Here is a 26,664-nt window from a genome sequence, read left to right on the forward strand (position 1 = left end):
ATTTAAGTTTGATGAATCCGGTTATAAAGCAGAGTAACGCCAGGTCGTTTGCCATTTATTGAATATCAGTTGCGGATAGGCGGCTTCGCCCAGACTGCCGTTGTAGCGTCCCAACGCACGAAAATAATCACCTTTCTCTTGATCCAGATAATGGCGCAAAATGGTGCAGCCGTAGCGCAGGTTGACACGCAGGTGAAAAAGATTGTGATCCTGGTGACCAATGACGCCGACCCAGAAAGGCATAACTTGCATATAGCCGCGTGCGCCTGCGTGTGATACGGCATATTTCTTAAAACCGCTTTCTACCTGAATAATGCTGAGCACGATCTGCGGATCCAATCCGGCACGCGTTGCTTCATAAAAAACGGTTCGCAGAAATTCTTCCCGTTCCAATGAATCGGGTATGTATTTTTCCAAACGCCGGCTCATACTGACGAGCCAGGCGATATTGTCGGCAACGGCGGCGTATTCAGTGTACGACACAGCTTGATCGCTGATGCCGTGAAAGACGACGGTTTGTGTGCTGGCCGTCAGCTGTTCGTATTGGATATTATTGGCGTGGCTAAGGCCGGATAAGAGCCATAATGCTGATAGATAGATTAGTTTGTGCATAACTTGGTCGTGATAAATGAGAAAATTTCATCCAGTGGTATCGCTTGAGAAGCCTGATCATTCCGCCCCTGATATTCAACAACTGATTGTTTCAATCCCCGTTCTCCAATAACGATTCGATGAGGAATACCGATTAATTCCATGTCGGCGAACATGACCCCGGGGCGTTCGTCGCGATCGTCCAAAAGTACTTCAATGTGCGCTTCCATGAATTGCCTGTAAAGTCTCTCCACAGCGTCTTTGACAAGCGTGCTTTTCTGCAACCCGATCGGGATGATCGCGAGCTGAAAAGGCGCAATGGCATCGGGAAAAATAATGCCGTGCTCATCGTGATTTTGCTCAATGGCAGCCGCGACAATACGTGAAATGCCGATGCCATAGCAACCCATTTCCATATTTCTAGTTTGACCTGTTTCATCGAGATAATTGGCTTTCATCATTTCCGAATATTTGGTGCGTAACTGGAAAATATGGCCGACTTCAATTCCGCGGCAAATTTCCAGTTTGCCTTTGCCGTCCGGCGAGTCGTCCCCCGAGACGACATTGCGGATATCAAAAACATGATCCGGCAGTTTGACATCGCGGCCGAAATTTACTTGCGTCAAGTGGAAGCCTTCTTCATTTGCGCCGCACACGAAATTGCTCATGTTCATGACGGCCTGATCGGCAATCACGCAAGTTTGCAAACCAACGGGGCCGATGTATCCGGGTACTGTACCTGTTTCGCGTAGAATATCCTCTTCATTGGCCATCTGAAAGGTCGATAAAAAGGGTATTTTTCTCACTTTTAGCTCGTTGAGCTGGTGATCGCCGCGCAGCAGCAATAAGAATAATTGGTCATTGGCTTTGACCGCCAAGGTTTTGACAGTTTTTTGCAAGGGTATTCGCAAAAAGTCAGCGACCTCGACACAAGTCTTTTTGCCGGGTGTGGCAATTTTTTGCATGGCGCCATCCGGAGTGTCCCTCTCCTGAGGTGTGAATCGTGATTTAGCCAATTCGATATTGGCGGCGTAATCCGAGTCAGGGCAAAACGCAATGGCGTCTTCGCCCGAATCCGCTAACACATGAAATTCATGCGAACCGCTGCCGCCGATGGCGCCGGTATCGGCTGCGACCGCACGGAATTTCAGCCCAAGCCGGGTGAAAATGCGGCTGTAAGTTTCATACATGCGTTGGTACGTTTGCATCAGACTGTTTTCATCGGTATGGAATGAATAAGCATCCTTCATGACAAACTCGCGTGCGCGCATGACACCGAAACGCGGTCGGATTTCATCGCGGAATTTCGTTTGAATCTGATAGAAATTCAGCGGTAACTGACGGTAGCTTTTGATTTCCTTGCGTGCAATATCGGTGATGATTTCTTCGTGCGTGGGGCCGAAACAGAAGTCGTGCTCGTGGCGATCCTTGATTTTTAACATTTGCGGCCCGAAAACTTCCCAGCGGCCGGTTTCTTGCCATAATTCGGCGGGGTGAATGGCCGGCATGAGAACTTCGATGGCGCCGCTGTTATTCATTTCTTCGCGCACGATATTCTCAATTTTTCGCAATACCCGCAGACCTAACGGCATCCAGGTATATAATCCGCTGCCTAAACGCTTTATGAGCCCTGCGCGCAGCATGAGTTTGTGGCTGACGAGTTCCGCTTCGGCAGGGGCTTCCTTGAGGGTTGAAATAAAAAATTGCGAGACGCGCATGAAGTGATTCCATTAATGATAAAAAATGGTGGCAATTTTACCTTGAAATACTTGGTTAAGTGGGGATAAGTCCATATATAAGGTAAACACGATTTGATTTGTTTAGACGGGCGGAAATTTTATGAGGGGTGGATTTTTATTCTATGAGCACTTTCAATCTGCGGAAAAGTGTGAAAAAATCCACCCATTTGATGGGTCAAGTGAGTATTCCGTATGATTGACCGAAATGGATATCGCCCCAATGTCGGAATTATCCTCTTGAATTCAAAAAATGAGGTTTTCTGGGGCAAACGTATTAAGCAAAATTCTTGGCAATTTCCGCAAGGCGGCATTAAGTCGGGAGAGAGTCCCGAGCAGGCTATGTATAGGGAGCTCAGCGAAGAGATAGGGCTGCGTCCCAATCATGTAGAAATTGTCGGGCGCACACGCGATTGGTTGCGTTACGAGGTTCCCGATCGCTGGATCCGGAGGGAATGGCGCGGGAATTACAAGGGGCAGAAACAAATTTGGTATTTGTTGCGTTTGATCGGGCGTGATAGTGATGTTTCGTTGCGCCGCAGCACGCACCCCGAATTTGATGCCTGGCGCTGGAATCAGTATTGGGTTGAATTGGACTCGGTGGTCGAATTCAAGCGCAAAGTATATAAGCAGGCGCTGACCGAGTTATCGCGCTTGTTAAAAACGGATCCTTGCCAAAGTATAGGGGTTGGTTATGATCAAAATCTGGTCAACGGAACCAAGGATATTCTGGTTAATCAGCTGGAAGTAATGAATAATTCAAAAATTTGAAAGGCTTTTAAGCTGCTCTGCGAATCGAAGGTGCGGGATTGAGCCGCTCTGCCGCGTTTTCACAAATTCCCATTTGTGGGTGTTTCATCAGGCGTAATCGGCTGCGCCATAACAGCCGTTTTTTATTTACTTAGGGAGAATTCCGATGAAGATGCGTACACTGGTTGCGTCACTGTTATCGATTGGCGCTCTAGTCACTTCGATGGCTGTTTCAGCCAATGAACCTATCCAGCCCATTAAAGCCGCCAAAGTAGCAAATGTTGATATGGTTGAACTGGGCAAGATGTTATTTTTTGATCCCCGCCTGTCAAAGTCAGGATTCATTTCTTGTAATTCTTGCCATAACTTAAGCATGGGCGGAACAGATAATATTCCAACTTCGATTGGTCATGCGTGGCAGCAAGGGCCAATCAATGCGCCGACGGTATTGAATGCCAGCATGAATTTGGCGCAATTCTGGGATGGCCGTGCTAAGGACTTAAAAGAGCAAGCCGGCGGCCCGATTGCAAATCCGGGTGAAATGGCTTCAACCCATAAAGCTGCCGTTGAAGTATTGCAATCAATTCCGCAATATCGTGCCCATTTCCAAAAAGCATTCGGCACCGATCAGGTTGATATTGACCGAGTAACCACGGCAATCGCCGCGTTTGAAGAAACCTTGGTAACCCCAGGCTCACGCTTCGATAAGTGGCTGGAAGGTGACAAAAAAGCACTCAGTCCGCAGGAAATCGAAGGTTACGAATTATTTAAAAGCAGCGGTTGTTCGGGATGTCATAACGGTCCCGCCGTCGGGGGGGCGCTTTATCAAAAATTTGGCGTCTATCATCCCTATAAAACAACCAGTAAGATAGAAGGCAGAAAAGCTGTTACCGGAAAAGATACTGACTTAAATGTTTTCAAAGTACCAACTTTGCGCAATATCGAATTGACCTATCCGTATTTTCATGACGGCGCAGCTGCAACATTGGAGGATGCTGTTAAAACGATGGGCAAGCTTCAGTTAGATCGTGACTTTAACAAGAAGGAAATTGACAGTATCGTTGCTTTCTTGAAATCATTAACAGGTGAGCAGCCAAACTTTAAGCTGCCAATTCTACCGCCTTCTAATAATAATACGCCAAGACCGGCACCGTTTTAATGGCTTATCGCTATACTGGAAATCAGCGGTCTTGCTATTGAAACAAAGCGAGGAATTGAAATGCAGGCATCTGGATGTTGCGAAAATAAGCCGGATGCCTGTGCAGTATTTAATCCTGGTGCGTACAGAGTATCACGATGGCCTGAGAGATTTAGGCTGGGTTGATTTAATATGACGGCTCTACTGCATTAGTGCAATCAAGTATAGATTTGCATTAAAAAATGAAGTAGAGTCACTATTCCAAGAACAAATAATTAGAATAGGGAGTTACCTATGGGTAACAAGGGCCAGTTATTACAGGATCCATTCTTAAATATATTGCGGAAAGAGCATATTCCGGTATCGATCTATTTGGTGAATGGTATTAAATTGCAAGGACAAATTGATTCATTTGATCAGTATGTGGTGCTGTTAAAAAACTCGGTTACGCAAATGGTATACAAACATGCAATTTCCACTGTAGTACCAGCAAGGGCCGTTACTATTCCTATCGAAACGACGGATACACGTGATGCCTGATGTTTGAATCAGGTATGGATAAATCAAGTGCTGCTGATGCAGCCGTACTCGTTAGCGTTGATTTTGGCAGCAGTGCCTATGCGGAGAGTCTGCATGAATTGCAGCAGCTGGCTGTCAGTGCAAAACTTCAAGTTGTGGCAATTGTAGAAGGGAAGCGTTCACGTCCGGACCCAACCACCTATATCGGTAGTGGCAAGGTCGACGAGATTGCGCAACTGATATCGCGGAATAAGGCTTCAATCATTATATTCAATCATGATTTATCCCCGGCGCAACAACGTAATTTATCGTTGCATTTAAATTGTAATGTCATAGATCGTACCAGCTTGATTCTGGATATTTTTGCGCAGCGTGCGAAGAGTCACGAAGGAAAATTACAGGTTGAGCTTGCTCAGCTTGAGCATTTGGCTACTCGCCTGGTGCGCGGCTGGACTCATCTTGAGAGACAAAAGGGGGGTATTGGTTTGCGCGGTCCAGGTGAAACCCAATTGGAAACGGACCGCCGTTTGATCAGAAAGCGAGTTAAATTACTTAAAGAGAGACTTGCAACGCTTCAGCGTCAGCGTGCTATCCAGAGGCGTTCAAGGCAACGCACCAATGTGCTGTCGGTGTCGATTGTCGGTTATACCAATGCCGGGAAATCAACCTTGTTTAATCAATTGACGCGCGCGCAAACATACGCCGCCGATCAATTGTTTGCCACATTGGATACGACGACACGCAAATTATTTCTTGCTGAAGGGGTGTCGGTAGTGATTTCGGATACGGTAGGATTCATTCGCGAATTACCCCATACACTGGTTGCAGCGTTCCGCGCGACACTGGAAGAAACGGTGCAAGCCGATATATTGCTTCATGTCGTTGATGCCAGTAATCCTAATCGCGATGAACAAATTGAAGAAGTGAATAAAATTCTAAAAGAAATTGGCGCTGACGATATCCCGCAAATTTTAATCTTCAATAAGATTGACCTGACTGACTTAGCGCCAGGTAGTAAAGGTTGCGTGCGTGACGAATATGATAGAATATCGCTCATTCGTTTAAGTGCAAAAACAGGGGAAGGGATAGAGTTTGTAAGGCAGGCATTGACAGAAGCAATAGTAGAGAAATCGAAGAAACTGAATGAAGAGTCTACAGATATTCCGAAAATAATTGGTGATTGTGCTCCGGTATAGGAATTTTTTTGAACGAACAAGACAGGAATTATTATGGGATTAAATGATCCACAGTGGGGAAAAAATAAAGGTGAATCGGGTCCACCGGATCTGGATGATGTGTTTCGTAATGTCAATAAGAAAATCAACAATATTTTCGGGCAGAAAAAAAGTGGCGGAGGCGATGACGGCTCGCACACACAAAGCCCCAAGCCAAAAAGTGGCGGTAGTGTTGTCATGATTCTCGGCTTGCTTGCGGTGGTATGGCTGGCAAGCGGCTTTTATATCGTGGATGAAGGGCATAGAGGTGTGGTATTGCGGTTTGGTCAATATGTCGACACTTCGCCGGCGGGCTTGCGCTGGCACATGCCTTATCCAATTGAGAAGGTGGAATTGGTGAATGTTAGTCAAGTGCGCACGGTTGAGATTGGCTACCGTAACAATGTAAGAAGTAAAGTTTTGCGGGAATCGTTAATGTTGACTGATGATGAAAATATCATCGATATTCAGTTTGCTGTGCAATACATATTGAATAATCCGGAAAATTTTCTGTTTAAAAATAGAAACCCTGACGAAGCTGTTTTGCAAGCGGCGGAAACCGCCATCCGGCAGGTGATCGGTAAAAGTAAAATGGACTATGTACTGTATGAAGGCCGCGAGCAAGTTGCAGCCAATGCAACGCAATTAATGCAGAAGATTCTGGATCGCTATCAAATTGGTATTTCGATCAGCAGAGTGACGATGCAAAATGCGCAACCGCCTGAACAGGTTCAAGCGGCGTTTGATGACGCGGTTAAAGCAGGGCAAGATAGAGAGCGGCAAAAGAATGAAGGTCAGGCATATGCGAACGATGTGATTCCGAGAGCTGTGGGTAATGCGGCACGGCTGACTCAAGAATCTGAGGGTTATAAACAGCGGGTGATTGTAAGCGCGGAAGGTGATGCCAGCCGTTTTGAGAAAATTTTTGCTGAATATAGCAAGGCGCCCAATGTTACGCGCGAGCGCTTATATCTGGATATGATGCAGCAAGTGCTTTCCAATACGAGCAAGATCATTGTTGATCAAAAAAATGGCAACAACTTATTGTATTTGCCACTGGATAAGCTGATTAACATGAGCGGATCGCCATCGGCTACACCAGTGACGGTGCAGCCCATGATGCAGGAAACACCGCCTGAAAGCAGTGTACGGGCACGGGAATCATTTCGCAGTCGCGATCGGGAGGCAAGATAGATGAAAAGTTTTACATCAGTATTTTCAGGTATTGCTATTGCAATTTTTTTTCTGGGCAGTTCAGCAATTTATATAGTTGATGAGCGGCAGCAAGCTATTCTGTTTCAACTGGGTGAAGTCATTGATGTTAAGAGTGAACCTGGCTTATATTTCAAGATTCCAATCGCTCAGAATGTGCGTTATTTTGAAAAACGTATTTTGACAATGAATACTGAAGAACCTGAACGATTCATCACCTCGGAGAAAAAGAACGTTTTGGTGGATCTGTTTGTGAAATGGCGCATCGTGGATGTAAAACAATATTACATCAGTGTGCGTGGTGATGAATCGCTGGCGCAGACACGTTTAGCGCAAACGATCAATGCGAGTTTGCGCGACGAATTCGGTAATCGTACCGTTCACGATGTGGTTTCAGGCGAGCGTGATGTCATTATGGAGATCATGCGTCAGAAAGCGGATAATGATGCTCGTGCTATCGGTGTGGAAGTGGTTGATGTGCGCTTGAAACGCGTAGACCTGCCACAGGAAGTGAGCGAGTCGGTTTACAGACGGATGGAGGCCGAACGTAAGCGGGTTGCCAATGAATTGCGTTCTACCGGCGCCGCTGAGTCGGAAAAGATTCGAGCCGATGCCGATAGGCAGCGTGAAGTGATATTGGCGGAAGCCTACCGGGAAGCCCAAAAGGTGATGGGTGACGGTGATAGCCAGGCAGCGGCGATTTACGCGGCTGCCTTTCAGAAAGATTCGGAATTTTACGCTTTCTGGCGTAGTGTCGATGCCTATAAGCAATCATTCAAGAATAAGGGAGACATGATGGTACTGGAGCCTACCTCCGATTTCTTCAAGTACCTGAAGAATCCCGCAGTGAGTAAATAATTGCAACGAATTAAAAGAAAAGGTGTATGTGCAATCTCAGCATTGCATGATGTAAGTAAGCGTATGTGACTCTACTATATTATTTTGAATGAGAAGAGGTTCTGGGAATCGTTTATTCTTGATATACGATTACATCAGAACCTCTTAATTTTTCTGCTGCTTGTAGAAGATAGGATGCTTACCTGATTTAACTGGAGTTTGTTTATATATGTGGGAAAATTTTCTTAATGCCGTTGCATTGATGTTAATTCTAGAGGGAATGTTACCATTTTTATCTCCGCAAACGTGGCGCGAGGCATTTAGAAGATTAACTGAGATTAATGATAATCAGATACGCTTTATCGGTCTGACTTCGATGTTGGCAGGATTAGTGGTGCTTTTCATCGTTAGCTGAAGCTTCTTATTTTATTCGTTGACAGTTTGTCGATCATAACTATGCACAATTGGTTACTTCCAGAGTTTGTTGAAGATGTGTTGCCTGCGGAAGCAATTCATATCGAAGGCATGCGCCGCAAAACTATGGATTTGTTGCGGGTGCATGGCTATCAGCAAGTAATGCCGCCCCTATTGGAGTATGTGGAGTCGTTGTTGACCGGCAGTGGCAGCGATATGGATTTGCATATGCTCAAGGTCATTGATCAGTTGAGCGGCCGCATGATGGGATTGCGTGCCGATATGACGCCGCAAGTGGCGAGAATCGATGCGCATCTGCTGAATTTTGACGGCATTACGCGTTTGTGCTACGCCAATAGCGTACTGCACACCGTACCATCGGGGATCACTAAGACGCGGGAACCCCTGCAAGTGGGTGCGGAGCTTTACGGTCATTCCGGTTTGGAAAGTGACTTTGAGATCCAGCGGCTTATGTTGCAGTGTTTATCTGTCTCCGGGGTGAATGAAGTTCATTTGGATCTCGGTCATGTCGCGGTTTTTCGCGGACTAATCAAAGGTGCGGGTATTTCACATGAACTTGAAACTGAACTTTATGCAGTATTGCAGGCAAAAGATATATCCACTCTGAAAGAGTTATGCGCAAAATTGCAGCAGCAAACGCGCGAAGCGTTGCTGCTTTTGCCGGAGCTTTATGGCGATAAAAACATATTGTCAGATGCCGCCAGCCGATTGCCTGATTATCCTGAGATAAAATCGGCGCTTAACGAACTGCGCATCGCTGAAGAGGAATTAAAACCGGTCATCGATAAAATTGCATTCGATTTGGCGGATTTGCGCGGCTATCATTATCATACCGGAATGGTTTTTGCCGCGTATGCGAACGGTTGCTCCAATGCTGTTGCCTTGGGTGGGCGCTATGATGAAATTGGGAAAGCATTCGGCCGCGCGCGGCCGGCAACCGGTTTTAGTATGGATCTCAGAGAATTGTCCCGAATGGTAAAACCCCAATCGTATCCAAAAGCGATTAGTGCGCCTTACGAGAAAAGAAATAAAGCACTGGAAAGTAAAATTGAGCAACTGCGCGAATCGGGACAAATCGTTGTGATGAAGTTTCCTGAACAAAAGGGCAATCCGTTGGATTGCGATCGGCAATTGGTGTTTCATGACGGGCAGTGGATTGTCAAAGAAATCTGATTTTTTTAAAACGGAATCTTTTAGAGTTTAAAGATATGACTAAGAATGTTGTCGTCATTGGCACGCAATGGGGCGATGAAGGGAAAGGCAAGATCGTCGATTGGCTGACGGATCATGCGCAAGGTGTGGTGCGCTTTCAAGGCGGGCATAATGCGGGCCATACACTGGTCATCGGTAATAAGAAAACCGTATTGCATCTGATTCCTTCCGGCATTCTGCGCAATACGGTGATTTGTTATATCGGTAACGGTGTGGTGATTGCGCCGGAGGCGTTGCTCAGTGAAATTGACATGCTGGAACAGAATGGTATCGATGTCAGCGGCCGATTACGGATTAGCGAAGCCTGTCCATTGATCCTACCCTATCACGCTGCGCTGGATAATGCGCGTGAGGCCGCGAGAGGCGCCGGGAAGATTGGCACTACCGGACGCGGCATTGGGCCGGCTTACGAAGATAAAGTCGCGCGGCGTGCCATTCGATTGCAGGATCTGTTTCATCGCGATCGTTTGGCGGCTAAATTGGGCGAGGTACTGGATTATCACAATTTTGTGCTAAAGCATTATTTTCATGCACCGGTCATCGATTTCCAGAAAACCGTCGATGACGCTTTGGCGCAAGCCGAGAGAATTAAACCGATGGTGGCCGATGTTCCGCGCTTGTTGTTTGAAGCGAACAAAAAAGGCGGCAACTTGCTGTTTGAAGGTGCGCAGGGTGCATTGCTCGATATCGATCACGGTACTTATCCTTACGTAACCTCGAGTAACTGCGTGGCTGGCGCCGCAGGTCCCGGTAGCGGGGTAGGGCCGCAAATGCTGCACTATGTATTAGGCATTACCAAAGCTTATACCACCCGGGTTGGGTCGGGTCCGTTCCCAACCGAGTTGGACGATGAAGTCGGCAAACATCTCGCCACGCGCGGCCACGAATTTGGTTCAACAACCGGCAGGCCGCGCCGCTGCGGCTGGTTTGACGCGGTTGCCATGAAGCGGTCAATCCAAATAAACGGTGTGACGGGGTTGTGCATTACCAAACTGGATGTATTGGATGGTGTGGAAAGCCTTAATCTGGGTGTCGGATACAGACTGAGCGATGGCAGCAAAAGCGATATTTTGCCAGTCGGCGCCGATGATCTCGGGAATTGTGAACCAATCTATGAAGAGATGCCCGGATGGCCGGAGAATACCGCCGGAATCAAGGAATTCGCTCAACTACCCAAAGCGGCGCAAAACTATCTGAAACTCCTCGAAGAGGTCTGTGCAACACCGATTGATATGATCTCAACCGGGCCGGACAGAGAAGACACGATTCTGCTGCGCCACCCGTTCAAATAATGCGGTGGATCTACCCGGCTCAAACCGGTATCAATGGCTTGAATCACTCATGCACCTTAACGATTTGATACAAGTTGTCCACTGGGGAGAAGCCGAACCCGCTTTGCGGGCAATCAGGACGGCCGTATTCATTCATGAGCAGCATGTACCCGAAGCGATGGAATGGGATGAGTTTGATGCGATCAGTGTACATCTGTTGGCGCATGATACTGCTGGGCAACCGGTAGGGACTGCGCGATTGCTGCCGGATGGACATATCGGTCGCATGGCGGTACTGAAAGAATGGCGCGGCCAAGGTATTGGTAGCGCGATGCTGCGCAAATTGCTGCAAGAGTTGACGCAACGGCATCAACGGAAAGCGCTATTGAATGCACAAACCAGTGCGGTTCCGTTCTATGAGAAATTCGGTTTCCGGGTATTGGGAGAGGAATTCATGGAAGCCGGTATTCCGCATGTCAAAATGACACTGTCATTGTAGTAGCTTTGAATCCGCTTACTTAACTTCCGATTTTCCCCATTCATTCGCCAAGGTATCCGAGGCTTGTTTCCAACGGTTGGTTGCTTGTTCCGCTGCAATCTTAGCCTGTTCCGATTTTTTTCGAGCTGCTTCGGCTTCGCGTTCGGCTTCAACCATCTTTTGCTTGGCTGAAGTTAGTTTCCTCTCGGCGAAAGCGGCGTCTTTTGCAGCAGTGTCGGCACTCTGCTTAGCATCCATCATTTTCTCGTAGGCCGCGCTGGCATTTTTCTGCAATAGCTCGATGGTGTCCGCGTGCGCAGATGGTGTAATCAAAACAAACAGTAAAAACGAAGTGAAAAGAAAGTTGAAATTTGATTGCATTGGATAGAGGTTCGTCATCATAGTCATTGTGTTGAAATTTTTCTTCGCTTTGCCTAACTGTGTTTTAAGTTAAGGTAAAATCAGTATAGCAAAAAGCGGGTGCTCATGTTGATCGCCTGTGGTTACCGGGTTTTTCGTAATGCTGAAAAACAAAGTGTGAATAAAATATTTTTGAGTTAATCGTTTTGATGAAAGGAGTTGGAATGTCGCTGCTGTCGCTGTTAAAAACGAGTGTAATCTTTGCTTTTAGTGTAGGACTGATCACTTTTGCATTGCCGGTTCTGGCTGGTTGCGAAGGTTGCTTGTGTCCCGGAGACCCTTGCAAGCTTTGTCCGCTACCTGCGATGGAAAATGATCCGATCAAACCAAACGAACCCGAGTTGTGCGCCAAAATTAGAGAAAAAGTGCCACCGACTTCGGCTCAACCCGGCTCTAACGAATATTTTCCCAGTTTGGATAAGTCAGTAATGGTGTGTGTCAATGAAGGGGGGGATGTCATCCGGAACAAACAGCGCAATGCCGAATATCCATCCCGGGTTTACTGCAAACCGCCGCGTTCGGTGAAAAAGGATTAGCATGATTTATTTCCTTTTTTGATCGCATCCAATTTGCATGCTTTAGTGGATAGCCTTCTTATTTTTATGTCCCCCAGTTAGATTATTTCTTTTTAACTGGGACGTTTGCCCTGTAATCGATCGAACGTGCCATCCTGGTTATTTGATGGTTATTTTCTTGGCGGCTGAGCCGTTTATTTTCGGAAGTGTCAGTTCGAGTATACCGTCTTTATATTTCGCTTCCGTTTTTGCTTCATCAACCGCGCTGTTCAGCGTGAAGCTGCGATAACTGGAGCCTTGGTAACATTCGCGGCAAATCACGCGTTCTCCTTCTTTTTCTTCCTTTTCTTTTTTGGTTTCAGCACTGATGGAAACCCGGTTGCCGTCAACTTCGACTTTAATATCCTCTTTATTGACACCAGGGATTTCCGCGCGGACGGTATAGGTTTTATCGTTTTCCTTCAAATCGATTTTGATCAAAGGTGCAATTTCCGATTCATTGAAGTAGGGGCGCAGTCCGAATCCTCTGAACCAGTCTTCCATGTTGATGAAAGGATCGAGGCGTGCCAAATCGCCGAATAATGGAGAATGCCGAACAATTTTTGACATGATATCAACTCTCTGGATAGTTGTTATTGGGTAACACTAAAACTCAATTACTCGGTTTTATGGGTGAGGAATTGAAAATCTATACCGCTGCTGTCAAACATACTCAACTCGCTGTCAACTTCCATTTCCGCCTCCAGCCAATCCTGGATTGCATCCGCTTCATTGCCGCTAAAGCCACGTTTCTCGGCGCGGTAATACGCTGCGGTGGCGATCATTTCCTGGCGATCGGCACGTTGTTTGGTTGCAGTGATAATGCGATGCGCGAGGATATTTTCTTCGCTTTTGGACAATTTTGTACGCGATTTCTTGGGTGCGGTTTCGCTGACTTTGCTTGGCATTTGATCGTTCTCCTTTATACGAATATTTCAAACTCAAGAGATTGAGCTGGCAAAAAACGCTATCGGTTGACTATCTTAAAGAAACTTTTTTTAAAAATAAGTAAGAAAAAACTTATTTTTAACTAAGCAATATACTTAAATATTGACAACACTTTTATTTCTGTGATCAAAAAAAAGCGGATCGGTTGGCGTATCGTGCGATTGCCCAAGAATTTCGCATATTTTTTGAAATTCGCTGCGAATGGTGGCGGGGGTTTTTTTTAGATGTGCAGCCAGAATTTTGCTATCGGTTGTTTCCAGGATAAAGCTTGCCTCAAGCAACCGGTACAGCGCCGGGGTAAGCATTTTCTTGTGATCGATGGACTCGATGAGGCGTGCAGCGTGCATTTTAGCGCGTCTCAATTGACCCGCTTCGTAAAAGGAATGATTGTTTTTTTGTCTGGAAAGAAGGTTGTTGACGTTAAGGTTTTCGAGAGTTTCAGCTTGTACCATTTGAATTTACTCCTCACGTAGGGCAATAATTCCAGGATAGCAAGCTTATGTGACAAGAATATAACAAGTCCGTTTAAACTTGCTTCCGGTTATTCACTGTAACTTGGAAGGGAAGAAACTACAATGCGACAAATTGCCGCTCTCTGGTTATTCTTGTTGTTAAATCCAGCCGCTGTTTTTTCATTGTGAAGCGACAGGCCGGATAAATAAATAAGCACATGGCTTAAATTTGTCTAAGCAAAATGCCTAAAAGTTCATGACATCCGATCGGGAAGCGCTGATTAATTGACTGCACGAGCGAATCGCTTCGTTGCGCGGTGCTCACTCCCTCGTCTATCTGATTGATATGTCTTGGTTGTTGCGTTTCGTATGCCTAGCCCTTCATCATGTTCGTCGAATTAATCAGCGCTTCCATAGATTGGATTGTGCATTTCAATTCAGAATCGTTCCATATCTTGTTGTAATGTAATTTTAAACGAGCTTGAATCCCGGAGTCTGAGCACGGCTGTCGCTCGGGCTTAAGGCTGCTTGCACGGCATCATCCGCACTTTCCAATAAAATAAACTGCATCGCGGTTCGCGTTGCTTCCGGCACATCGCGCAAATCCTTTTCGTTGCGTGCGGGCAGCAGCACGGTTTGGATACCGGCGCGCTGCGCCGCCAGTATTTTTTCCTTGATGCCGCCGACCGGCAACACCAATCCGCGCAAACTGATTTCACCGGTCATGGCGACATCGTGACGCACCGGGCGGTTGGTGAACAGGGAAGCGAGCGCGATAAACATCGCTACACCGGCGCTCGGTCCGTCTTTCGGGATCGCTCCCGCAGGCACGTGCAAATGCACATCGATACCCTCGAACAATGCTGGCGGAATATTGAGATCGCTGGCGCGCGCTTTTACCAGCGTAAGCGCCGCTTGCGCGCTTTCCTTCATGACATCGCCGAGCTGTCCGGTCAGTATCAGCCGCCCGCTGCCGTGGATGCGCGTGGCTTCAATGAACAAAATGTCGCCGCCCACGGGTGTCCACGCCAGGCCAGTAGCGACGCCTGGTAAATCGGTATGCAGCGCCAGTTCGTGTTCAAATTTTTCCGGTCCCAGAATCGCGTCCAGATCTGCTGCGTCAATCCGCACTTGCTGCTGCTGACCTTCGGCGATGCGTAACGCCGCGTGCCGCATGACCCGGCCGATTTCCCGTTCGAACTGGCGCACACCGGCTTCCCGGGTGTAGCTGGCGACTATGTTTTCCAGCGCGGCCGGTGTCAGCGTGCATTGTTCTTCGCGCAAGCCGTTCGCTTCGCTTTGGCGCTGCACGAGATAGCGCAGCGCAATTTGCAGCTTTTCCTCTTGCGTATAGCCGGGCAGATCGATGATTTCCATGCGGTCGCGCACCGGCGGCGACACATTGTCGATGACGTTCGCCGTGGCGATGAAAATCACTCGGCTCAAGTCGAACGGCACGCCGAGATAATTATCGCGAAACGTGGAATTTTGTTCCGGATCGAGAATTTCCAGCAGCGCGGCCGACGGATCGCCTTGGATGCTGGCGGACATTTTGTCGATTTCATCGAGCATCATGACGCAGTTGCGTGCGCCCGCCTTGCGCAAGCTCTGCACGATATTGCCCGGCATCGCGCCGACGTAGGTGCGGCGGTGACCGCGCATTTCCGCTTCGTCGTGCACGCCGCCGAGAGAAACGCGCACGAACGACCGCTGCAGGGCGCGCGCGATGCTTTGCCCCAGCGATGTTTTGCCGACGCCTGGCGGGCCGACAAAACACAAAATCGGTGCGCGCCCGTGCGGTTTCAGTTTTTGCACGGCGAGAAATTCGATGATGCGCTGTTTGATGCGCTCCAATCCAAAGTGATCCGCTTCCAGAATCCGGCGCGCGCTGTTCAGATCGATGGGCGTTTCTGCGGGCAAGCGCCAGGGCAATTCCGTCATCCATTCCAGATAGGTATGCAGCATCGAATACTCGCTCGAGGCGCTTGGCATGCGTTGCAAGCGCTGCAATTCCTTGCGCGTTTGCGCTTCAATATCGCCGGGCATGCCGGCTTTGCCGATCGCTTCACTCAGTTGCGCGATTTCCTGGTCGTTCTCGCCGTCTTCGCCCAATTCTTTCTGAATGGCTTTCAGCTGTTCGTGCAACAAAAATTTACGCTCGCGATCTTCCATCTGTTCCTTGGTACGCTCGCCGATTTCCTGCGACAGGCGTAAAACCTCGATGCGGCGCGATAGGATGTGCAGCACTTTCTGCAACCGTTCTTCGGTGCCGATGGTTTCCAGCAGCATTTGTTTCTCGCTGACTTCGGTATCGAGCAGGCTGGCGGTAATGTCGGCCAGATCGGACGGCGCGCGCGTGGCCTGCAAGGAATGGGCAAGCTCGGCGGGTACGCCGGGTAACAGCGAAAGAATTTCGATGGCGCGTTCGCGCAATTGCAAAGCGAGCGCTTCGGCTTGCGTGGAAACTTCCGCGGATTCCTTGAGGCGTTTTATGCGGGCCGCAATGAACGGATAGCCCTCGACGAGTTCTTCAATCTGAAAGCGCTCCACACCCTGACAAATAACATGATGCGTTTTATCGTCCGTGGTGACATGGCGGATGATATTGGCGATCGTGCCGGTGCGGCATAACGCATCCAGTCCCGGTTCGTCCACTGCGGCGTCTTTTTGCAGCACGATACCGATAGGGGCCTTCGATTGCAGCGCATGCTCGATGGTGGCGATTGAACGGGCGCGACCGACGGTGACGGGCATTAACACATGCGGAAATAACACCACGTTGCGCATCGGCACCAAAGCGATGACATCGGCAGGCAACGGCAGGCTTGTGACAGATTGTTCCATAGCGGCTCATCCTCCAGGAATGTAAGCGGGTTGTATTACTCCCCTCGAATATTTGCGCGCTTAACCAGGAATTCAAGTGAATAGCGCTGGTTATGGTTCAAGGTAACCGGCGCAATGGCGATCATGTGCCGGTTACCTGGGAAAACGATGCGATTACGGACGGTGCCGTGTTTCTTTTTTTTGCTCGTAACGCACCAGCTTGGCGAGATCGAGCAGCTCTTCCGATAATAATTGCAGCGCATCGTCGAGCGTCAGTATGCCGACCAATTCCCCGGTTTCATCGACAACCGGCAAACGCCGTGCGGTTTTGCGACGCATGAGTTCGATGGCCTCGTACGATGCCGTGCTCTCTTTGATGGTAAATACTTCCTGCGCCATGATATCGCCGACTGTAATGACGTTTTCGTCCAATTCGGTCGCTACAACTTCTACAACCAGATCGCGATCCGTGACAACGCCGACCGGAACTTGGCGGCCGTCACGCTTTTCGACTACGATGACGGCGCCGACATGGTATTGGCGCATCAGCTTGGCAGCTTCCACAACGGTTGCATCGCGCTGGATGACAATGACTTCACGATTACAAATTTCACCGACAGGCATTTGTTTTCTCCTTTTTTCTCAAATAAGTGGAAGAACGGTTGAATTCCCGATTCAGCGCGACCAGTGCACGCGCAACAGGTTTTCCGCCGGATTGTAATGAAACTCCAATTCTCCTTGATACGCTTCATGAATAGCTTCACCGATACCGCGCGCGAGGTGTATGTCCGTAGTAGTAATCAACACCTGGTCCTGTTTTTCCTCGGTCGCCATGATCCGCTTTAACGGGTGTTCGGTTTTTTCCTTTTTCTCGAAGTGCTGTACCAAATGCATAATTTCGTCGCGGTGTTCCTGTAAAAAATTGCCTTGCAAAGTCAGGAAACCGGCCGGGTAATGATCATGAATGCGCTGACAGGCCGGGCAATTATGCTCATGCGCATTGGCCGTTGCGCCAAGCCATTGCCACCGTCCTTTGTGAAATACCGCGCTGCATTGCGGACATACGGTCGGCTCAGGAAGTTTGCCGGAAATTTTGTACGCATCGTGTATTTGTTCCTGAAAAATACCATCGCGCCGGTTGATCGGATGGAAACCGGGATGTGTGCTTTTTGTGCCCATGGTAAATCTCCTTCTAAATAACTTTTTTATTTGAATTTCAATCACCACACCTGCATTTGCGGGTGACGCCGCTTTGCCGCTTTATGCTTAAGCCGTGGCTTCATCTTGCGCGCTTTGATAATTTTGTCAAGCGTTTCCATCGTGCTTTATCCCCCGGTTTCCCGCTCGTACAGCATGCGATCCCGATCCAGTTGATCCGCCAGCGCTTGCAAGGCGATTGAAATCGCTACCGGATAGGCGGGTGCGGGCTCAAGTGCAGTCATGGCGGCGGGCAGTTGGCGGTAATTTTTCAGCGTTTGATCGCGCAATGCAGCGAGTGGGAGCTTGGGATGAAGACGCTTACCCGCGCGCATCACGGGTTGAATCAGCGCTTCACCCGGCTGCGGATCATCGTCTTCCAATGCGATGACATCGGCGGCAATACGACGGTTATTGTCAAAAGTACGGTAAACCTGTTTTCGTCCCGGCCACGTGGCCTTGCCTTCGGAATGTTTGCGGCGCGGTTTACCAGCGTATTCCTGCAGTTTGTACGCGCAGTCCAGCGCCGGTGCATCGATGGAAATATCGAGCGCGGTGCCGATGCCAAAGCCGTCAATTGGCGCTTGCGCGGACAATAGCGCATGCAGTTTGTATTCGTCGAGGTTGCCGCTGGCAAAAATAGCGGTGTTTTGCAGACCACCAGCATCGAGTATCTCACGAACATTGCGGGCGTGAGCCGCTAAGTCACCGCTGTCTAGACGGATACCTTTAACGGTGATGTTTTCAGCGGCCAGTTTGTGCGCCAAATGCACCACTTTTTGCGCCGCCGCTTCGGTATCGTAGGTATCGATGAGCAGCACCGTATTAGCGGGGTGGCAGCGGGAAAAATGCTCGAATGCCGCACTTTCATCTGCATGTGCCTGAATATAGGAATGCGCCATCGTGCCGAACAACGGAATGTCGTACAGCGCGGCCGCCAGTACCGTTGCAGTACCGGAAAATCCCGCCAGATAACTGGCGCGCGCAGCCAGCAATGCGGCTTCCGCGCCGTGCGCGCGGCGCATGCCGAAATCGACCAGCAGCTTGTCCGGCGCTGTCAGCACCGAACGCGCCGCTTTGGAAGCGATCAGGGTTTCAAAATGCAGCAGATTGATAATGCGCGATTCGACTAGTTGCGCCTGCGGCATTTTCGCAGTGATGCGAAAAATCGGCTCATTGGGAAAGAAAATGGTGCCTTCCGGCATCGCATGAACATCGCCGTCAAACTTAAATTGCGCGAGATAATGGATGACATGCGGTGGAAAGCGCGTGCCAAGCCAGTCCAATTCTTCCGTTGAAAATCGCAAGTTTTCCAGAAATTCGAGCACTTGTTCCAGCCCAGCGGCAACGAGGAAATTGCGTCCCGGCGGCAGTCTGCGTACAAACAGCTCGAACACGGCGGTTTCTTCCATGCCTAGCTCAAGATAGCTTTGCAGCATGGTGAATTGATACAGATCGGCCAGTAACGGGCTGGATAGCGGATTCATGCAAGCTCCTGATAATGGACGAACTGTGCGCCCAATTGCATCATTTCCCGCAATGCACGCTGCCCGTCACCGGGCTGCCGGTCGAAGGCGCGCACGGCGTCTTTCAGCACGAAAGCGGTGTATTGCAGGCGCAGCGCATCCTGCACGGTATGGAACACGCAATATTCGGTTGCAACGCCGCCGGTAAAAATGCGCCGGATATGCAGCGACCGCAATAAGCCATCGAGTTGCGTGCCGCTGAAGCCGGAATACGCGTCGCTTTCCCGTGCCGTTGCTTTGGAGATGATATGTGTGGCGGCGGGCAATGCCAGAGCAGCATGGAAAGCCGCGCCGTCTGATCCGGCGATACAATGCGGCGGCCATGGACCGCCTTGCGGTTGGAACGAGCAATGGTCCGGCGGATGCCAATCGCGCGTGGCAAGAACTGGCAATCGATGCGCAGCAAAATAAGCCAGATAGCGATTCAGTTGCGGAATGATGTCATCGCCGCCAGCAACCGCAAGACTACCGCCCGGCAGAAAATCATTCTGCATGTCGATCACGATGAGCGCATCGCCCGCTGCGGGTGTAATTTTCATGATATAAGCCGGTCATCAGCGCGCCAATGACTAAAATCCGACGTTCATTTTTCGCTTCCAGGGATATGATGCTTGCCGGTGCTCACCCGTTTCGCCTGATAGCCTTCGCTGCCGATATCTTCGAGAAACTGCACTGCGTCGCCGGGCGCCAATTGATCGAAATCGTGACTGGCCAGATTGTCGCGCTGAAAATATAGCTCTTCTCCGTCGGCAGTCTCAATGAATCCGTAACCTTCCGTTTTGAATAGCTGTGTCACTGTGCCATGCAGTACCGGGGCGTGCGCCTTGGTAGCGCCGCGCTGGCGGCGGGCGTAATCTTCCAGTTGGCGCTTGGCGGCATCGAAAGCGTCGCGCACGGCGACGTACACATCTTCATTGGCGACGCGATTCACCGCCAAATCTCCGCCCGGCACGGTCATGTGGATGTGCACGTCAAACAGCCGCCCTTGATGGTGATGCTTGTGCGGAAGCTCGACGACGATGCGGCAGCTCATGATATGCGGATAAAATTTTTCTAGCTTTTCCGCTTTTTCGCGGATATGGCTTTCCAGTGCTTCGGAGTGGGGCATATCCCGCGTGGTGATTTGCAAGGTGACTTCCATGACAATTTCTCCTGGTTGATTGAGTTTATATTTCCGGTAACAGTTATCCTTTGATGCATACTTTCGGGCGCAGAAACGCCACCCGGCGCGCCAATCCCGCTTGTTCCGTGACCTCGGCCACCTGGTCGACATCCTTGTAAGCGCCGGGCGCTTCCTCCGCCGCGCCGCGCATCGAACGGGTGCGGATCAGGATGCCTTGTTGCGCGAGATCGTTGATCAATGTCCGGCCATTCCACTGCTTCAACGCTTGATTGCGGCTCATGGCGCGGCCTGCGCCGTGGCTGCACGAAGCAAAGGCTCGGTTGTGACTGCTGCCGGCGAGAATGTACGAGCCCGTACCCATACTGCCGCCGATGATGACAGGTTGTCCTACGTCACGGTAACGCGCCGGCAGTCTAGGATGTCCGGGCGCGAAAGCGCGCGTCGCGCCTTTGCGGTGCACATGCAACCAGCGGGTTTTGCCATCGACTTCGTGTTGCTCTTCCTTGCAGGTGTTGTGCGAAATGTCGAATAGTGTTTCCAGCGTGGCGTTTGGATAGATTTCGGTAAATGTTTCCCGGGTCAGATGCGTGAGGATCTGCCGGTTAGCCAGCGCGCAATTGATCGCGGCGTTCATCGCGCCGAGGTATTGCTGCCCTTCCGGCGATTTGATCGGCGCGCAGGCCAGTTCACGGTCAGGCAGGTGAATGCCGAGACGGCCGGCGGCTTTCGCCAGCATTACCAGATAATCCGTACCGATCTGATGACCGAGTCCGCGCGAGCCGCAGTGAATGGAAATAATCAGTTGACTTTCGTGCAAACCGAAAGCCTGTGCAGCAGTCTGGTCGTAGATGCGCTCCACCACCTGCACTTCCAGGTAATGATTGCCGGAACCGAGCGTACCCATTTCGCCGCGCTGGCGTTTTTTTGCCAGCTCGGACACGTTGCCCGGCACCGCGCCGCCGACGCAACCGTTTTCTTCCACATAGTCCAGATCGGCGGCATCGCCGTAACCATGCTTCACGGCCCATTGCGCGCCGCCGAGCAGGACCTGGTCGAGTTGCTGCGGATTGAGGTTGATATGGCCTTCCTCGCCGACCCCGGCGGGAATTGTCGCGAATAGCCGGTCGGCCAAGCGTTCGAAACGAGCGGCGGCGTCGTGCAGATTGAGGTTGCTGCGCAGGCAGCGGATACCGCAGGAAATGTCAAAGCCCACACCACCGGCTGAAATGATGCCGCCTTGCCCGGCATCGAATGCCGCCACGCCGCCGATGGGAAAACCGTAACCCCAATGCGCATCCGGCATCGTCATCGCCGCTCCGGCCAGGCCGGGCAATGCGGCGACATTGGCGATTTGTTCCAGCACTTTATCATCCATGCTGGTGAGTAAAGGCGCACTGCCGTACAGCAGAACTTCCGCGCGCTTTTCGCCGGATGCTTTGGGTAGCGTCCAGAGATAGGGATGAAGCTGATGTAATTGTTGTACGTTCATACGTCCACCACGCAACGGGATTCCCAGATCGGGCCGATTGGTTTTACCGCGAGCATGGTCAGCGTCGCGCCCTTGACTTCGACGCCGCGTTCCAATTCCTCGCGCCATTTTTCTCCAGCAGCTTTGCCGTGCCAATAACTGCCTTGGCGCTGAATATAAAAATGGCTGAATACCATGCCGAGTTCGCGCGCTTTTCCTAACAGGAGGTTGAGCCAAACCACCAGCGCAAGCTCAGGATCGGATTCCTCGAATTCGACGGCGACGATTGTCGCGGGTTGCACTTCTTCAATGTGCGTGATAATGGCGAAAACCGCATGCGCCGCCGCTTCAAACGATTGCTCGACGGTCAGGCCGCGGCCGATAATACCGATGTCAGCGTCGTGTTCAAAATACGATGAGCTCATTTTTTAATCACTTTATGAAAAAGTAGTTTCATTGTAGTATTTTTACTGGCAGAAATGTATTAATCTGGGAAACCGTTGCGATTAATCAATTACCGTACGTAACGCGAGGAAGTGCGAGAGGGAATTTGCATGCCGAAACACAATGCCGACATTGCCGCCATTTTTGAGGAAATTGCCGATTTGCTTGAAATCCAAGGCGCCAATCCGTTCCGTATCCGCGCTTACCGCAATGCCGCGCGCATCGTGGGCGAATTGTCGCAAGAAGCATCCCGGATGCTGGAAAAGGATGAAGACCTGATGGAATTGCCGGGCATTGGGAGCGATCTGGCGGGCAAGATCAAGGAGATTGTCAGTAGCGGCCACTGTAGTTTGCTGGATCGCTTGCATGCCGAACTGCCGCCTGCCATCATCGAGTTGCTGAAAATTCCGGGGCTTGGCCCGAAGCGGGTGAGAGCGTTGTATCACGATCTCGATGTGCAAACAATCGAGCAATTGCATCGTGCGGCGCGCGACGGCCGCATCCGCGAGCTGCCGGGTTTTGGCGAGAAAACCGAAAGCAATATTCTACAGGCGATTGAAGCGCACGCTGATCAGGCGCAGCGTTTCAAGCTGGCGGTGGCGGCGCAATATGCTGAAGCACTGGAGAAATTTTTGGCCGCTATTCCCGGTGTTGCGCGCGTTACGGTTGCGGGCAGTTACCGGCGCATGCGGGAAACGGTGGGCGATTTGGATATTGTCGTGGCAGCATCGGCGTCAAGTCAGGTGGCGCAGCGTTTCACCACCTACGATGAAGTGATCGAAGTATTGTCGGCCGGTCCCACACGCGCCAGTGTGATTCTGAACTGCGGATTGCAAGTCGATTTGCGCGTCGTCAAGGAAGAATCCTACGGTGCGGCATTGCATTATTTTACCGGCTCCAAAGCGCATAACATCGCAATCCGCCGCCTGGCGCAACAGAGCGGGCTGAAAATCAACGAATACGGTGTTTTTCGCGATAGCACGCGGATTGCGGGAGAAACGGAGGCGTCGGTGTACGCCGCGGTGGGTCTTTGCTATATTCCCCCCGAGTTGCGCGAAAACCGCGGTGAGATCGCCATTGCCAAGGAGGGGCGGTTGCCGCGCCTGGTGGAACAAAGCGATTTGCGCGGTGATTTGCATGCGCATACCAAGGCAACCGACGGTCATAACAGCTTGCGCGAGATGGCGCAGGCGGGATTGGCCAATGGTTTCGAATATCTTGCGATTACCGAGCATTCACGGCGACTGGCTTTTACACATGGCCTCGATCCGTTGCAATTGGCGCGGCAGTGCGATGAAATCGATCAATTGAACGCTGAATTGAAAGGTATCATCCTGCTCAAGAGCATCGAGGTCGATATTCTCGAGGACGGCAGCCTGGATTTACCGGATAGCGTGCTGGCCCGGCTGGATTTGGTGGTAGGCGCGGTGCACAGCAGTTTTAATCTGTCCCGTGCCAAACAAACGCAGCGCATTCTGAACGCCATGCAGCACCCGTATTTCACCTTGCTGGCGCATCCGTCCGGGCGTTTGATCCAGCGCCGCGCGCCGTATGATGTCGATATGCTGCAGATCATCCGGGAAGCTGGGAAACGCGGTTGCTTTCTGGAATTGAATGCACATCCGGAACGGCTGGATTTGCTCGATACCCAGTGCCAAATGGCCAAAGAGGAGGGCGTGCTGATCAGTATCAATTCCGACGCACACAGCGTTTACGATTTTGCCAATTTGCGTTTTGGCGTCGGTCAGGCGCGGCGCGGCTGGCTGGAAAAAAGCGATGTGTTGAATACCCGCCCGCTGAAGGAGTTGCGTCAATTGATTAATCGCACGATGTCTTAATAGCCACTGAGGAGAACATTATGATTTTCGCTGACCGTATCGCAGCAGCCGATAAGCTGGCGCAAGCGCTGTCCGAGTATCACGGCAAGAACCCGCTGGTGCTCGCCATTCCGCGCGGCGCGGTGCCGATGGCCAAGGCAATTGCGCAACAACTGAACGGAGAAATGGATGTGGTGCTGGTGCGCAAACTGCGCGCACCCGGTAATCCGGAATTCGCCATCGGTTCCGTCGATGAGACTGGCTGGGTGTATTTGACCGAATACGCCGAGCGCGCGGGCGCGGATCAGGAATATGTGAAGCGCGAAGTTGCCGCGCAACTGGAAACCATCCGGCAGCGGCGCGCGTGCTATACCCCCCAGCGGGCACCTGTCGATCCCGCCGGGCGCATCGTGATCGTCATCGATGACGGCTTGGCAACCGGTTCGACCATGATTGCTGCGTTGCACGCGTTGCGCAACCAGAAACCGGCGCAATTGATCTGCGCGGTGCCTGTGGCGCCGCCGGAGACATTGCAAAAGCTGCACGGCAAAGCGGATCGTATTGTATGTTTGTCAGCGCCTGACAATTTTTATGCCGTCGGGCAATTTTATGCGGATTTTCCGCAAGTGACCGACGATGAAGTGATCGCTTGCCTTACCGGTCCGTCCCGGCAAGCGAGGGATTGATCGAATATTCTTTGGACAAAAATTATTGATGAGGAGTGTGCCATGATACGCAATCCGATTGATGTTGCGACCCGCGTGAGTCCTAATTTATCCGCTTTGATTGCCAGCAGGATGAACCAGTCGGCGCTCGCGGAAGATATGACGCTGGCTACGATCCGCGATTTTGTGACCGCTGTGTTGAGCGATGCATTCACCGAAACAGAGCAACTGCATCATTTTGATATCAATGAGTCGCTGCTGGACGAACTCGATGCGTTGATCGAGGAATTCGGCGAAACCGCATTGGCGATCGATTTTGTGCAGGAAATGGCAAGCGAGCCCTTATCGCGCGTCATTGATACCGTGATCAATGCGGCCGGTCGGGAAAAACCCGCGACGCTTGAAATGGTGAAAGATGCGCTTATCTCCGGTATATCCGCGAATTTGGTGGGAGCGGGCGTGCTGGACGAGGATGAAGACGATGTGCTGCTTGCCGAAATCGAATCCTTGATCGACCGGCACGGTTCCGATGCGCTGGCGGAATTGTTTATCCGCTATGAATGAAAAGGTTCGTGATCGAAGTACGCTACATAAGAATGAACCTTAACCCTGATTGCCAATCGAATAGCGCATTGGTTACCGCCGCTTACTTTATTTTTCTGACCTATGTATCTCGATAAAATTTACGCATTACAAACGGGTGTAAGTCTTAAAGTGTCGACGATGGCGTTACAGGAATTTATTGCAAACGCCATTCGCACAAAAAAATTCTCCGAGCTTGTGAGCATTCGCAGCACAACGGATTTATATGCTCATCTGTCCGTTGTCGTTTGCGCTGGTGCGGAAGAATTGATCAAAAGGCGGCAGCGTTGGATCAATCATAAAATCAAAGCCGATTTGATCGCCGGACAACCGGTTCCATTCAATAGCTTTTGCAGTCTATTCTGGCGCAACCTGGATGAAGACGATCCGGATGGTGATGAGTGGCAGCAATTGATTGCCAGTGACGAATTTTATTCGCAACTGACCATTTTGCTGCACAAATTGCGCATCGCCGAACGTAATTTGCAGCAATCCAGCGGCGCAATTCCCGATTTTTATCTCGGCTCGGCTTAGATTGGATTTTAATCGGCTTAAACGGCGTTGCTGAAACGATTAAAAGTCCGCACTATTGCTTTTGTTTCATGAAAAACAATCCCGCTGTTTTGGCGGGATTGTTTGAAGCGGCGTTAGATTCGATATCGGTTTTACTTTCTGCGGCGAGCGGTAAAACCGAGTAATCCCAATCCAATCAGTAACATCGCATAGGTTTCCGGTTCTGGAATTGTTGGAGCCTGTGTCAGTAGGAAAGTTGTGGTCTTTCCATCGCCTGGATCAAACGGACTTAAATCGAACGATGCGGTAGCTGTACCACCAACCGCTAGTGATCCGATAAAGTCAAGATTGCGTGGTCCGCTTGATCCTTCAAGCGTAAAACCTGAAAGCGTTGATTTATTAAAACTGGTGAAAACGACGCCACTGCCATGATCAGGTTCGGTGATCGCGAAATGGAAATCGGTCCAGGGTATTCCCGTGTTATTCGTGATGTGTTCCGTTATATTGTAGGGATTTCCTGGACCGGTATCATGCGCAACGGTAAATTCCAGAACGATGGGATTTACACTATCGAATATTTTGCTGATGTCCAGATTTCTTGAGCCATCGTCGCTGTAGCTAAATGAACCTAAGCCAGCCCCGCTGGCGGTAATATTGGTGATAACCGCGCCAGCAGACGCGGTAGAAATTGATCCGGTAAAGAATAAAGCGGTTACGAGTAATTTTTAATGATTAAATA

At 50.3% G+C, this 26,664-nt stretch carries 30 protein-coding genes; 15 read left to right on the forward strand and 15 right to left on the reverse strand.

All coding sequences use genetic code 11. The features are described 5' to 3' along the window. Window positions 1-21: 21 nt before the first annotated feature. Both HRU77_13440 and HRU77_13445 read right to left on the reverse strand, forming a co-directional pair. Window positions 22-612 (reverse strand): lytic transglycosylase domain-containing protein, encoded by a 591-nt coding sequence (locus HRU77_13440; GenBank protein ID QOJ21597.1) that lies wholly within the window; start codon window positions 610-612, stop codon window positions 22-24. Continuing rightward, the gene (locus HRU77_13445; protein ID QOJ21598.1) at window positions 600-2,309 is read right to left on the reverse strand and encodes a proline--tRNA ligase; all 1,710 of its coding nucleotides are present in this window, start codon (window positions 2,307-2,309) and stop codon (window positions 600-602) included. Before HRU77_13445 ends, HRU77_13440 begins: the two co-directional genes overlap by 13 nt. A 213-nt stretch (window positions 2,310-2,522) precedes the next feature. Between HRU77_13445 and HRU77_13450 the strand changes: the two genes are divergently transcribed. The 10 genes from HRU77_13450 (at window position 2,523) to HRU77_13495 (ending at window position 11,414) form a co-directional block, all read left to right on the forward strand. After that, window positions 2,523-3,098, forward strand: coding sequence for an RNA pyrophosphohydrolase (locus tag HRU77_13450; protein ID QOJ21599.1), 576 nt, complete (start codon window positions 2,523-2,525; stop codon window positions 3,096-3,098). Window positions 3,099-3,243: 145 nt separating this feature from the next. Next, window positions 3,244-4,236: a cytochrome-c peroxidase gene (locus tag HRU77_13455; GenBank protein ID QOJ21600.1), complete on the forward strand. Its 993-nt coding sequence runs from the start codon at window positions 3,244-3,246 to the stop codon at window positions 4,234-4,236. Window positions 4,237-4,509: 273 nt separating this feature from the next. Continuing rightward, entirely contained in the window at window positions 4,510-4,755 is a 246-nt protein-coding gene (gene hfq / locus HRU77_13460; GenBank protein ID QOJ21601.1) for an RNA chaperone Hfq, read from the forward strand. Then, window positions 4,755-5,930 carry a GTPase HflX gene (hflX, locus tag HRU77_13465; protein QOJ21602.1) on the forward strand — a complete coding sequence of 392 codons (1,176 nt, stop codon included), beginning with the start codon at window positions 4,755-4,757 and terminating at the stop codon, window positions 5,928-5,930. Before hfq ends, hflX begins: the two co-directional genes overlap by 1 nt. Window positions 5,931-5,963: 33 nt before the next feature. Then, window positions 5,964-7,142, forward strand: coding sequence for an FtsH protease activity modulator HflK (hflK, locus tag HRU77_13470; protein QOJ21603.1), 1,179 nt, complete (start codon window positions 5,964-5,966; stop codon window positions 7,140-7,142). Further along, complete coding sequence (gene hflC / locus HRU77_13475; GenBank protein ID QOJ21604.1) at window positions 7,143-8,018, forward strand: protease modulator HflC; 876 nt, start codon at window positions 7,143-7,145, stop codon at window positions 8,016-8,018. A 208-nt stretch (window positions 8,019-8,226) separates the two neighbouring features. Next, window positions 8,227-8,412, forward strand: a complete 186-nt coding sequence (locus HRU77_13480; GenBank protein ID QOJ21605.1) for a DUF2065 domain-containing protein — start codon at window positions 8,227-8,229, stop codon at window positions 8,410-8,412. Between the two features lie 41 nt (window positions 8,413-8,453). Beyond that, on the forward strand, window positions 8,454-9,605 hold the full coding sequence (locus HRU77_13485) for an ATP phosphoribosyltransferase regulatory subunit (protein ID QOJ21606.1): 1,152 nt from the start codon (window positions 8,454-8,456) through the stop codon (window positions 9,603-9,605). A 35-nt stretch (window positions 9,606-9,640) separates the two neighbouring features. Then, window positions 9,641-10,936 carry an adenylosuccinate synthase gene (locus HRU77_13490; GenBank protein QOJ21607.1) on the forward strand — a complete coding sequence of 432 codons (1,296 nt, stop codon included), beginning with the start codon at window positions 9,641-9,643 and terminating at the stop codon, window positions 10,934-10,936. 49 nt (window positions 10,937-10,985) lie between these two features. Then, window positions 10,986-11,414, forward strand: coding sequence for a GNAT family N-acetyltransferase (locus tag HRU77_13495; GenBank protein QOJ21608.1), 429 nt, complete (start codon window positions 10,986-10,988; stop codon window positions 11,412-11,414). A 15-nt stretch (window positions 11,415-11,429) separates the two neighbouring features. Here the strand turns inward: HRU77_13495 and HRU77_13500 are convergent, their stop codons facing one another. Then, a complete protein-coding gene (locus HRU77_13500; GenBank protein QOJ21609.1) occupies window positions 11,430-11,726 on the reverse strand; it encodes a hypothetical protein in 297 nt (98 codons plus the stop codon). 257 nt (window positions 11,727-11,983) lie between these two features. Here HRU77_13500 and HRU77_13505 point away from each other — a divergent pair, with 257 nt between their 5' ends. Further along, window positions 11,984-12,349 (forward strand): hypothetical protein, encoded by a 366-nt coding sequence (locus HRU77_13505; protein QOJ22186.1) that lies wholly within the window; start codon window positions 11,984-11,986, stop codon window positions 12,347-12,349. A gap of 138 nt (window positions 12,350-12,487) precedes the next feature. Here the strand turns inward: HRU77_13505 and HRU77_13510 are convergent, their stop codons facing one another. The 11 genes from HRU77_13510 to HRU77_13560 all read right to left on the reverse strand — a co-directional run bounded on the left by HRU77_13510 (window position 12,488) and on the right by HRU77_13560 (window position 22,329). Next, a complete protein-coding gene (locus tag HRU77_13510) occupies window positions 12,488-12,937 on the reverse strand; it encodes an Hsp20/alpha crystallin family protein (GenBank protein QOJ21610.1) in 450 nt (149 codons plus the stop codon). Between the two features lie 47 nt (window positions 12,938-12,984). Further along, window positions 12,985-13,275: a DUF2934 domain-containing protein gene (locus tag HRU77_13515; protein QOJ21611.1), complete on the reverse strand. Its 291-nt coding sequence runs from the start codon at window positions 13,273-13,275 to the stop codon at window positions 12,985-12,987. Window positions 13,276-13,410: 135 nt separating this feature from the next. Further along, a complete protein-coding gene (locus tag HRU77_13520; protein ID QOJ21612.1) occupies window positions 13,411-13,767 on the reverse strand; it encodes a hypothetical protein in 357 nt (118 codons plus the stop codon). 471 nt (window positions 13,768-14,238) lie between these two features. Further along, window positions 14,239-16,611 carry an endopeptidase La gene (lon, locus tag HRU77_13525; GenBank protein QOJ21613.1) on the reverse strand — a complete coding sequence of 791 codons (2,373 nt, stop codon included), beginning with the start codon at window positions 16,609-16,611 and terminating at the stop codon, window positions 14,239-14,241. 153 nt (window positions 16,612-16,764) lie between these two features. Further along, window positions 16,765-17,214: a CBS domain-containing protein gene (locus HRU77_13530; protein ID QOJ21614.1), complete on the reverse strand. Its 450-nt coding sequence runs from the start codon at window positions 17,212-17,214 to the stop codon at window positions 16,765-16,767. Window positions 17,215-17,265: 51 nt separating this feature from the next. After that, a complete protein-coding gene (locus HRU77_13535; GenBank protein ID QOJ21615.1) occupies window positions 17,266-17,769 on the reverse strand; it encodes an ATPase in 504 nt (167 codons plus the stop codon). Between the two features lie 146 nt (window positions 17,770-17,915). Next, the gene (locus tag HRU77_13540; protein QOJ21616.1) at window positions 17,916-19,274 is read right to left on the reverse strand and encodes a nicotinate phosphoribosyltransferase; all 1,359 of its coding nucleotides are present in this window, start codon (window positions 19,272-19,274) and stop codon (window positions 17,916-17,918) included. Then, window positions 19,271-19,852 (reverse strand): nicotinamidase, encoded by a 582-nt coding sequence (locus HRU77_13545; protein ID QOJ21617.1) that lies wholly within the window; start codon window positions 19,850-19,852, stop codon window positions 19,271-19,273. The genes HRU77_13540 and HRU77_13545 overlap by 4 nt, the downstream gene beginning before the upstream one ends. A 44-nt stretch (window positions 19,853-19,896) precedes the next feature. After that, on the reverse strand, window positions 19,897-20,454 hold the full coding sequence (raiA, locus tag HRU77_13550) for a ribosome-associated translation inhibitor RaiA (GenBank protein ID QOJ21618.1): 558 nt from the start codon (window positions 20,452-20,454) through the stop codon (window positions 19,897-19,899). A gap of 43 nt (window positions 20,455-20,497) precedes the next feature. Beyond that, on the reverse strand, window positions 20,498-21,925 hold the full coding sequence (locus HRU77_13555; protein QOJ21619.1) for an RtcB family protein: 1,428 nt from the start codon (window positions 21,923-21,925) through the stop codon (window positions 20,498-20,500). Beyond that, complete coding sequence (locus HRU77_13560; protein QOJ21620.1) at window positions 21,922-22,329, reverse strand: archease; 408 nt, start codon at window positions 22,327-22,329, stop codon at window positions 21,922-21,924. The genes HRU77_13555 and HRU77_13560 overlap by 4 nt, the downstream gene beginning before the upstream one ends. Window positions 22,330-22,458: 129 nt before the next feature. Here HRU77_13560 and polX point away from each other — a divergent pair, with 129 nt between their 5' ends. The 4 genes from polX (at window position 22,459) to HRU77_13580 (ending at window position 25,946) form a co-directional block, all read left to right on the forward strand. After that, on the forward strand, window positions 22,459-24,186 hold the full coding sequence (polX, locus tag HRU77_13565) for a DNA polymerase/3'-5' exonuclease PolX (protein ID QOJ21621.1): 1,728 nt from the start codon (window positions 22,459-22,461) through the stop codon (window positions 24,184-24,186). Between the two features lie 20 nt (window positions 24,187-24,206). Continuing rightward, window positions 24,207-24,851, forward strand: coding sequence for a phosphoribosyltransferase (locus HRU77_13570; GenBank protein ID QOJ21622.1), 645 nt, complete (start codon window positions 24,207-24,209; stop codon window positions 24,849-24,851). 42 nt (window positions 24,852-24,893) lie between these two features. After that, window positions 24,894-25,394, forward strand: a complete 501-nt coding sequence (locus HRU77_13575) for a hypothetical protein (GenBank protein ID QOJ21623.1) — start codon at window positions 24,894-24,896, stop codon at window positions 25,392-25,394. Window positions 25,395-25,496: 102 nt separating this feature from the next. Then, window positions 25,497-25,946 carry a hypothetical protein gene (locus HRU77_13580; GenBank protein ID QOJ21624.1) on the forward strand — a complete coding sequence of 150 codons (450 nt, stop codon included), beginning with the start codon at window positions 25,497-25,499 and terminating at the stop codon, window positions 25,944-25,946. A 131-nt stretch (window positions 25,947-26,077) separates the two neighbouring features. Here HRU77_13580 and HRU77_13585 read toward each other — a convergent pair whose 3' ends face one another. After that, on the reverse strand, window positions 26,078-26,614 hold the full coding sequence (locus HRU77_13585; protein QOJ22187.1) for a PEP-CTERM sorting domain-containing protein: 537 nt from the start codon (window positions 26,612-26,614) through the stop codon (window positions 26,078-26,080). Window positions 26,615-26,664 lie beyond the last annotated feature (50 nt).

This window comes from Gammaproteobacteria bacterium (genome assembly GCA_015709615.1).
Lineage (GTDB): Bacteria > Pseudomonadota > Gammaproteobacteria > Burkholderiales > Nitrosomonadaceae > Nitrosomonas.

Excerpts from the sequence above, each read along its gene's own strand:
- HRU77_13440 (QOJ21597.1), bottom strand. The coding sequence starts at position 612 with ATGCACAAACTAATCTATCTATCAGCATTATGGCTCTTATCCGGCCTT.
- HRU77_13445 (QOJ21598.1), bottom strand. The coding sequence starts at position 2,309 with ATGCGCGTCTCGCAATTTTTTATTTCAACCCTCAAGGAAGCCCCTGCC.
- HRU77_13450 (QOJ21599.1), top strand. The coding sequence starts at position 2,523 with ATGATTGACCGAAATGGATATCGCCCCAATGTCGGAATTATCCTCTTG.
- HRU77_13455 (QOJ21600.1), top strand. The coding sequence starts at position 3,244 with ATGAAGATGCGTACACTGGTTGCGTCACTGTTATCGATTGGCGCTCTA.
- hfq (QOJ21601.1), top strand. The coding sequence starts at position 4,510 with ATGGGTAACAAGGGCCAGTTATTACAGGATCCATTCTTAAATATATTG.
- hflX (QOJ21602.1), top strand. The coding sequence starts at position 4,755 with ATGTTTGAATCAGGTATGGATAAATCAAGTGCTGCTGATGCAGCCGTA.
- hflK (QOJ21603.1), top strand. The coding sequence starts at position 5,964 with ATGGGATTAAATGATCCACAGTGGGGAAAAAATAAAGGTGAATCGGGT.
- hflC (QOJ21604.1), top strand. The coding sequence starts at position 7,143 with ATGAAAAGTTTTACATCAGTATTTTCAGGTATTGCTATTGCAATTTTT.
- HRU77_13480 (QOJ21605.1), top strand. The coding sequence starts at position 8,227 with ATGTGGGAAAATTTTCTTAATGCCGTTGCATTGATGTTAATTCTAGAG.
- HRU77_13485 (QOJ21606.1), top strand. The coding sequence starts at position 8,454 with ATGCACAATTGGTTACTTCCAGAGTTTGTTGAAGATGTGTTGCCTGCG.
- HRU77_13490 (QOJ21607.1), top strand. The coding sequence starts at position 9,641 with ATGACTAAGAATGTTGTCGTCATTGGCACGCAATGGGGCGATGAAGGG.
- HRU77_13495 (QOJ21608.1), top strand. The coding sequence starts at position 10,986 with ATGCACCTTAACGATTTGATACAAGTTGTCCACTGGGGAGAAGCCGAA.
- HRU77_13510 (QOJ21610.1), bottom strand. The coding sequence starts at position 12,937 with ATGTCAAAAATTGTTCGGCATTCTCCATTATTCGGCGATTTGGCACGC.
- HRU77_13515 (QOJ21611.1), bottom strand. The coding sequence starts at position 13,275 with ATGCCAAGCAAAGTCAGCGAAACCGCACCCAAGAAATCGCGTACAAAA.
- HRU77_13520 (QOJ21612.1), bottom strand. The coding sequence starts at position 13,767 with ATGGTACAAGCTGAAACTCTCGAAAACCTTAACGTCAACAACCTTCTT.
- lon (QOJ21613.1), bottom strand. The coding sequence starts at position 16,611 with ATGGAACAATCTGTCACAAGCCTGCCGTTGCCTGCCGATGTCATCGCT.
- HRU77_13530 (QOJ21614.1), bottom strand. The coding sequence starts at position 17,214 with ATGCCTGTCGGTGAAATTTGTAATCGTGAAGTCATTGTCATCCAGCGC.
- HRU77_13535 (QOJ21615.1), bottom strand. The coding sequence starts at position 17,769 with ATGGGCACAAAAAGCACACATCCCGGTTTCCATCCGATCAACCGGCGC.
- HRU77_13540 (QOJ21616.1), bottom strand. The coding sequence starts at position 19,274 with ATGAATCCGCTATCCAGCCCGTTACTGGCCGATCTGTATCAATTCACC.
- HRU77_13545 (QOJ21617.1), bottom strand. The coding sequence starts at position 19,852 with ATGAAAATTACACCCGCAGCGGGCGATGCGCTCATCGTGATCGACATG.
- raiA (QOJ21618.1), bottom strand. The coding sequence starts at position 20,454 with ATGGAAGTCACCTTGCAAATCACCACGCGGGATATGCCCCACTCCGAA.
- HRU77_13555 (QOJ21619.1), bottom strand. The coding sequence starts at position 21,925 with ATGAACGTACAACAATTACATCAGCTTCATCCCTATCTCTGGACGCTA.
- HRU77_13560 (QOJ21620.1), bottom strand. The coding sequence starts at position 22,329 with ATGAGCTCATCGTATTTTGAACACGACGCTGACATCGGTATTATCGGC.
- polX (QOJ21621.1), top strand. The coding sequence starts at position 22,459 with ATGCCGAAACACAATGCCGACATTGCCGCCATTTTTGAGGAAATTGCC.
- HRU77_13570 (QOJ21622.1), top strand. The coding sequence starts at position 24,207 with ATGATTTTCGCTGACCGTATCGCAGCAGCCGATAAGCTGGCGCAAGCG.
- HRU77_13575 (QOJ21623.1), top strand. The coding sequence starts at position 24,894 with ATGATACGCAATCCGATTGATGTTGCGACCCGCGTGAGTCCTAATTTA.
- HRU77_13580 (QOJ21624.1), top strand. The coding sequence starts at position 25,497 with ATGTATCTCGATAAAATTTACGCATTACAAACGGGTGTAAGTCTTAAA.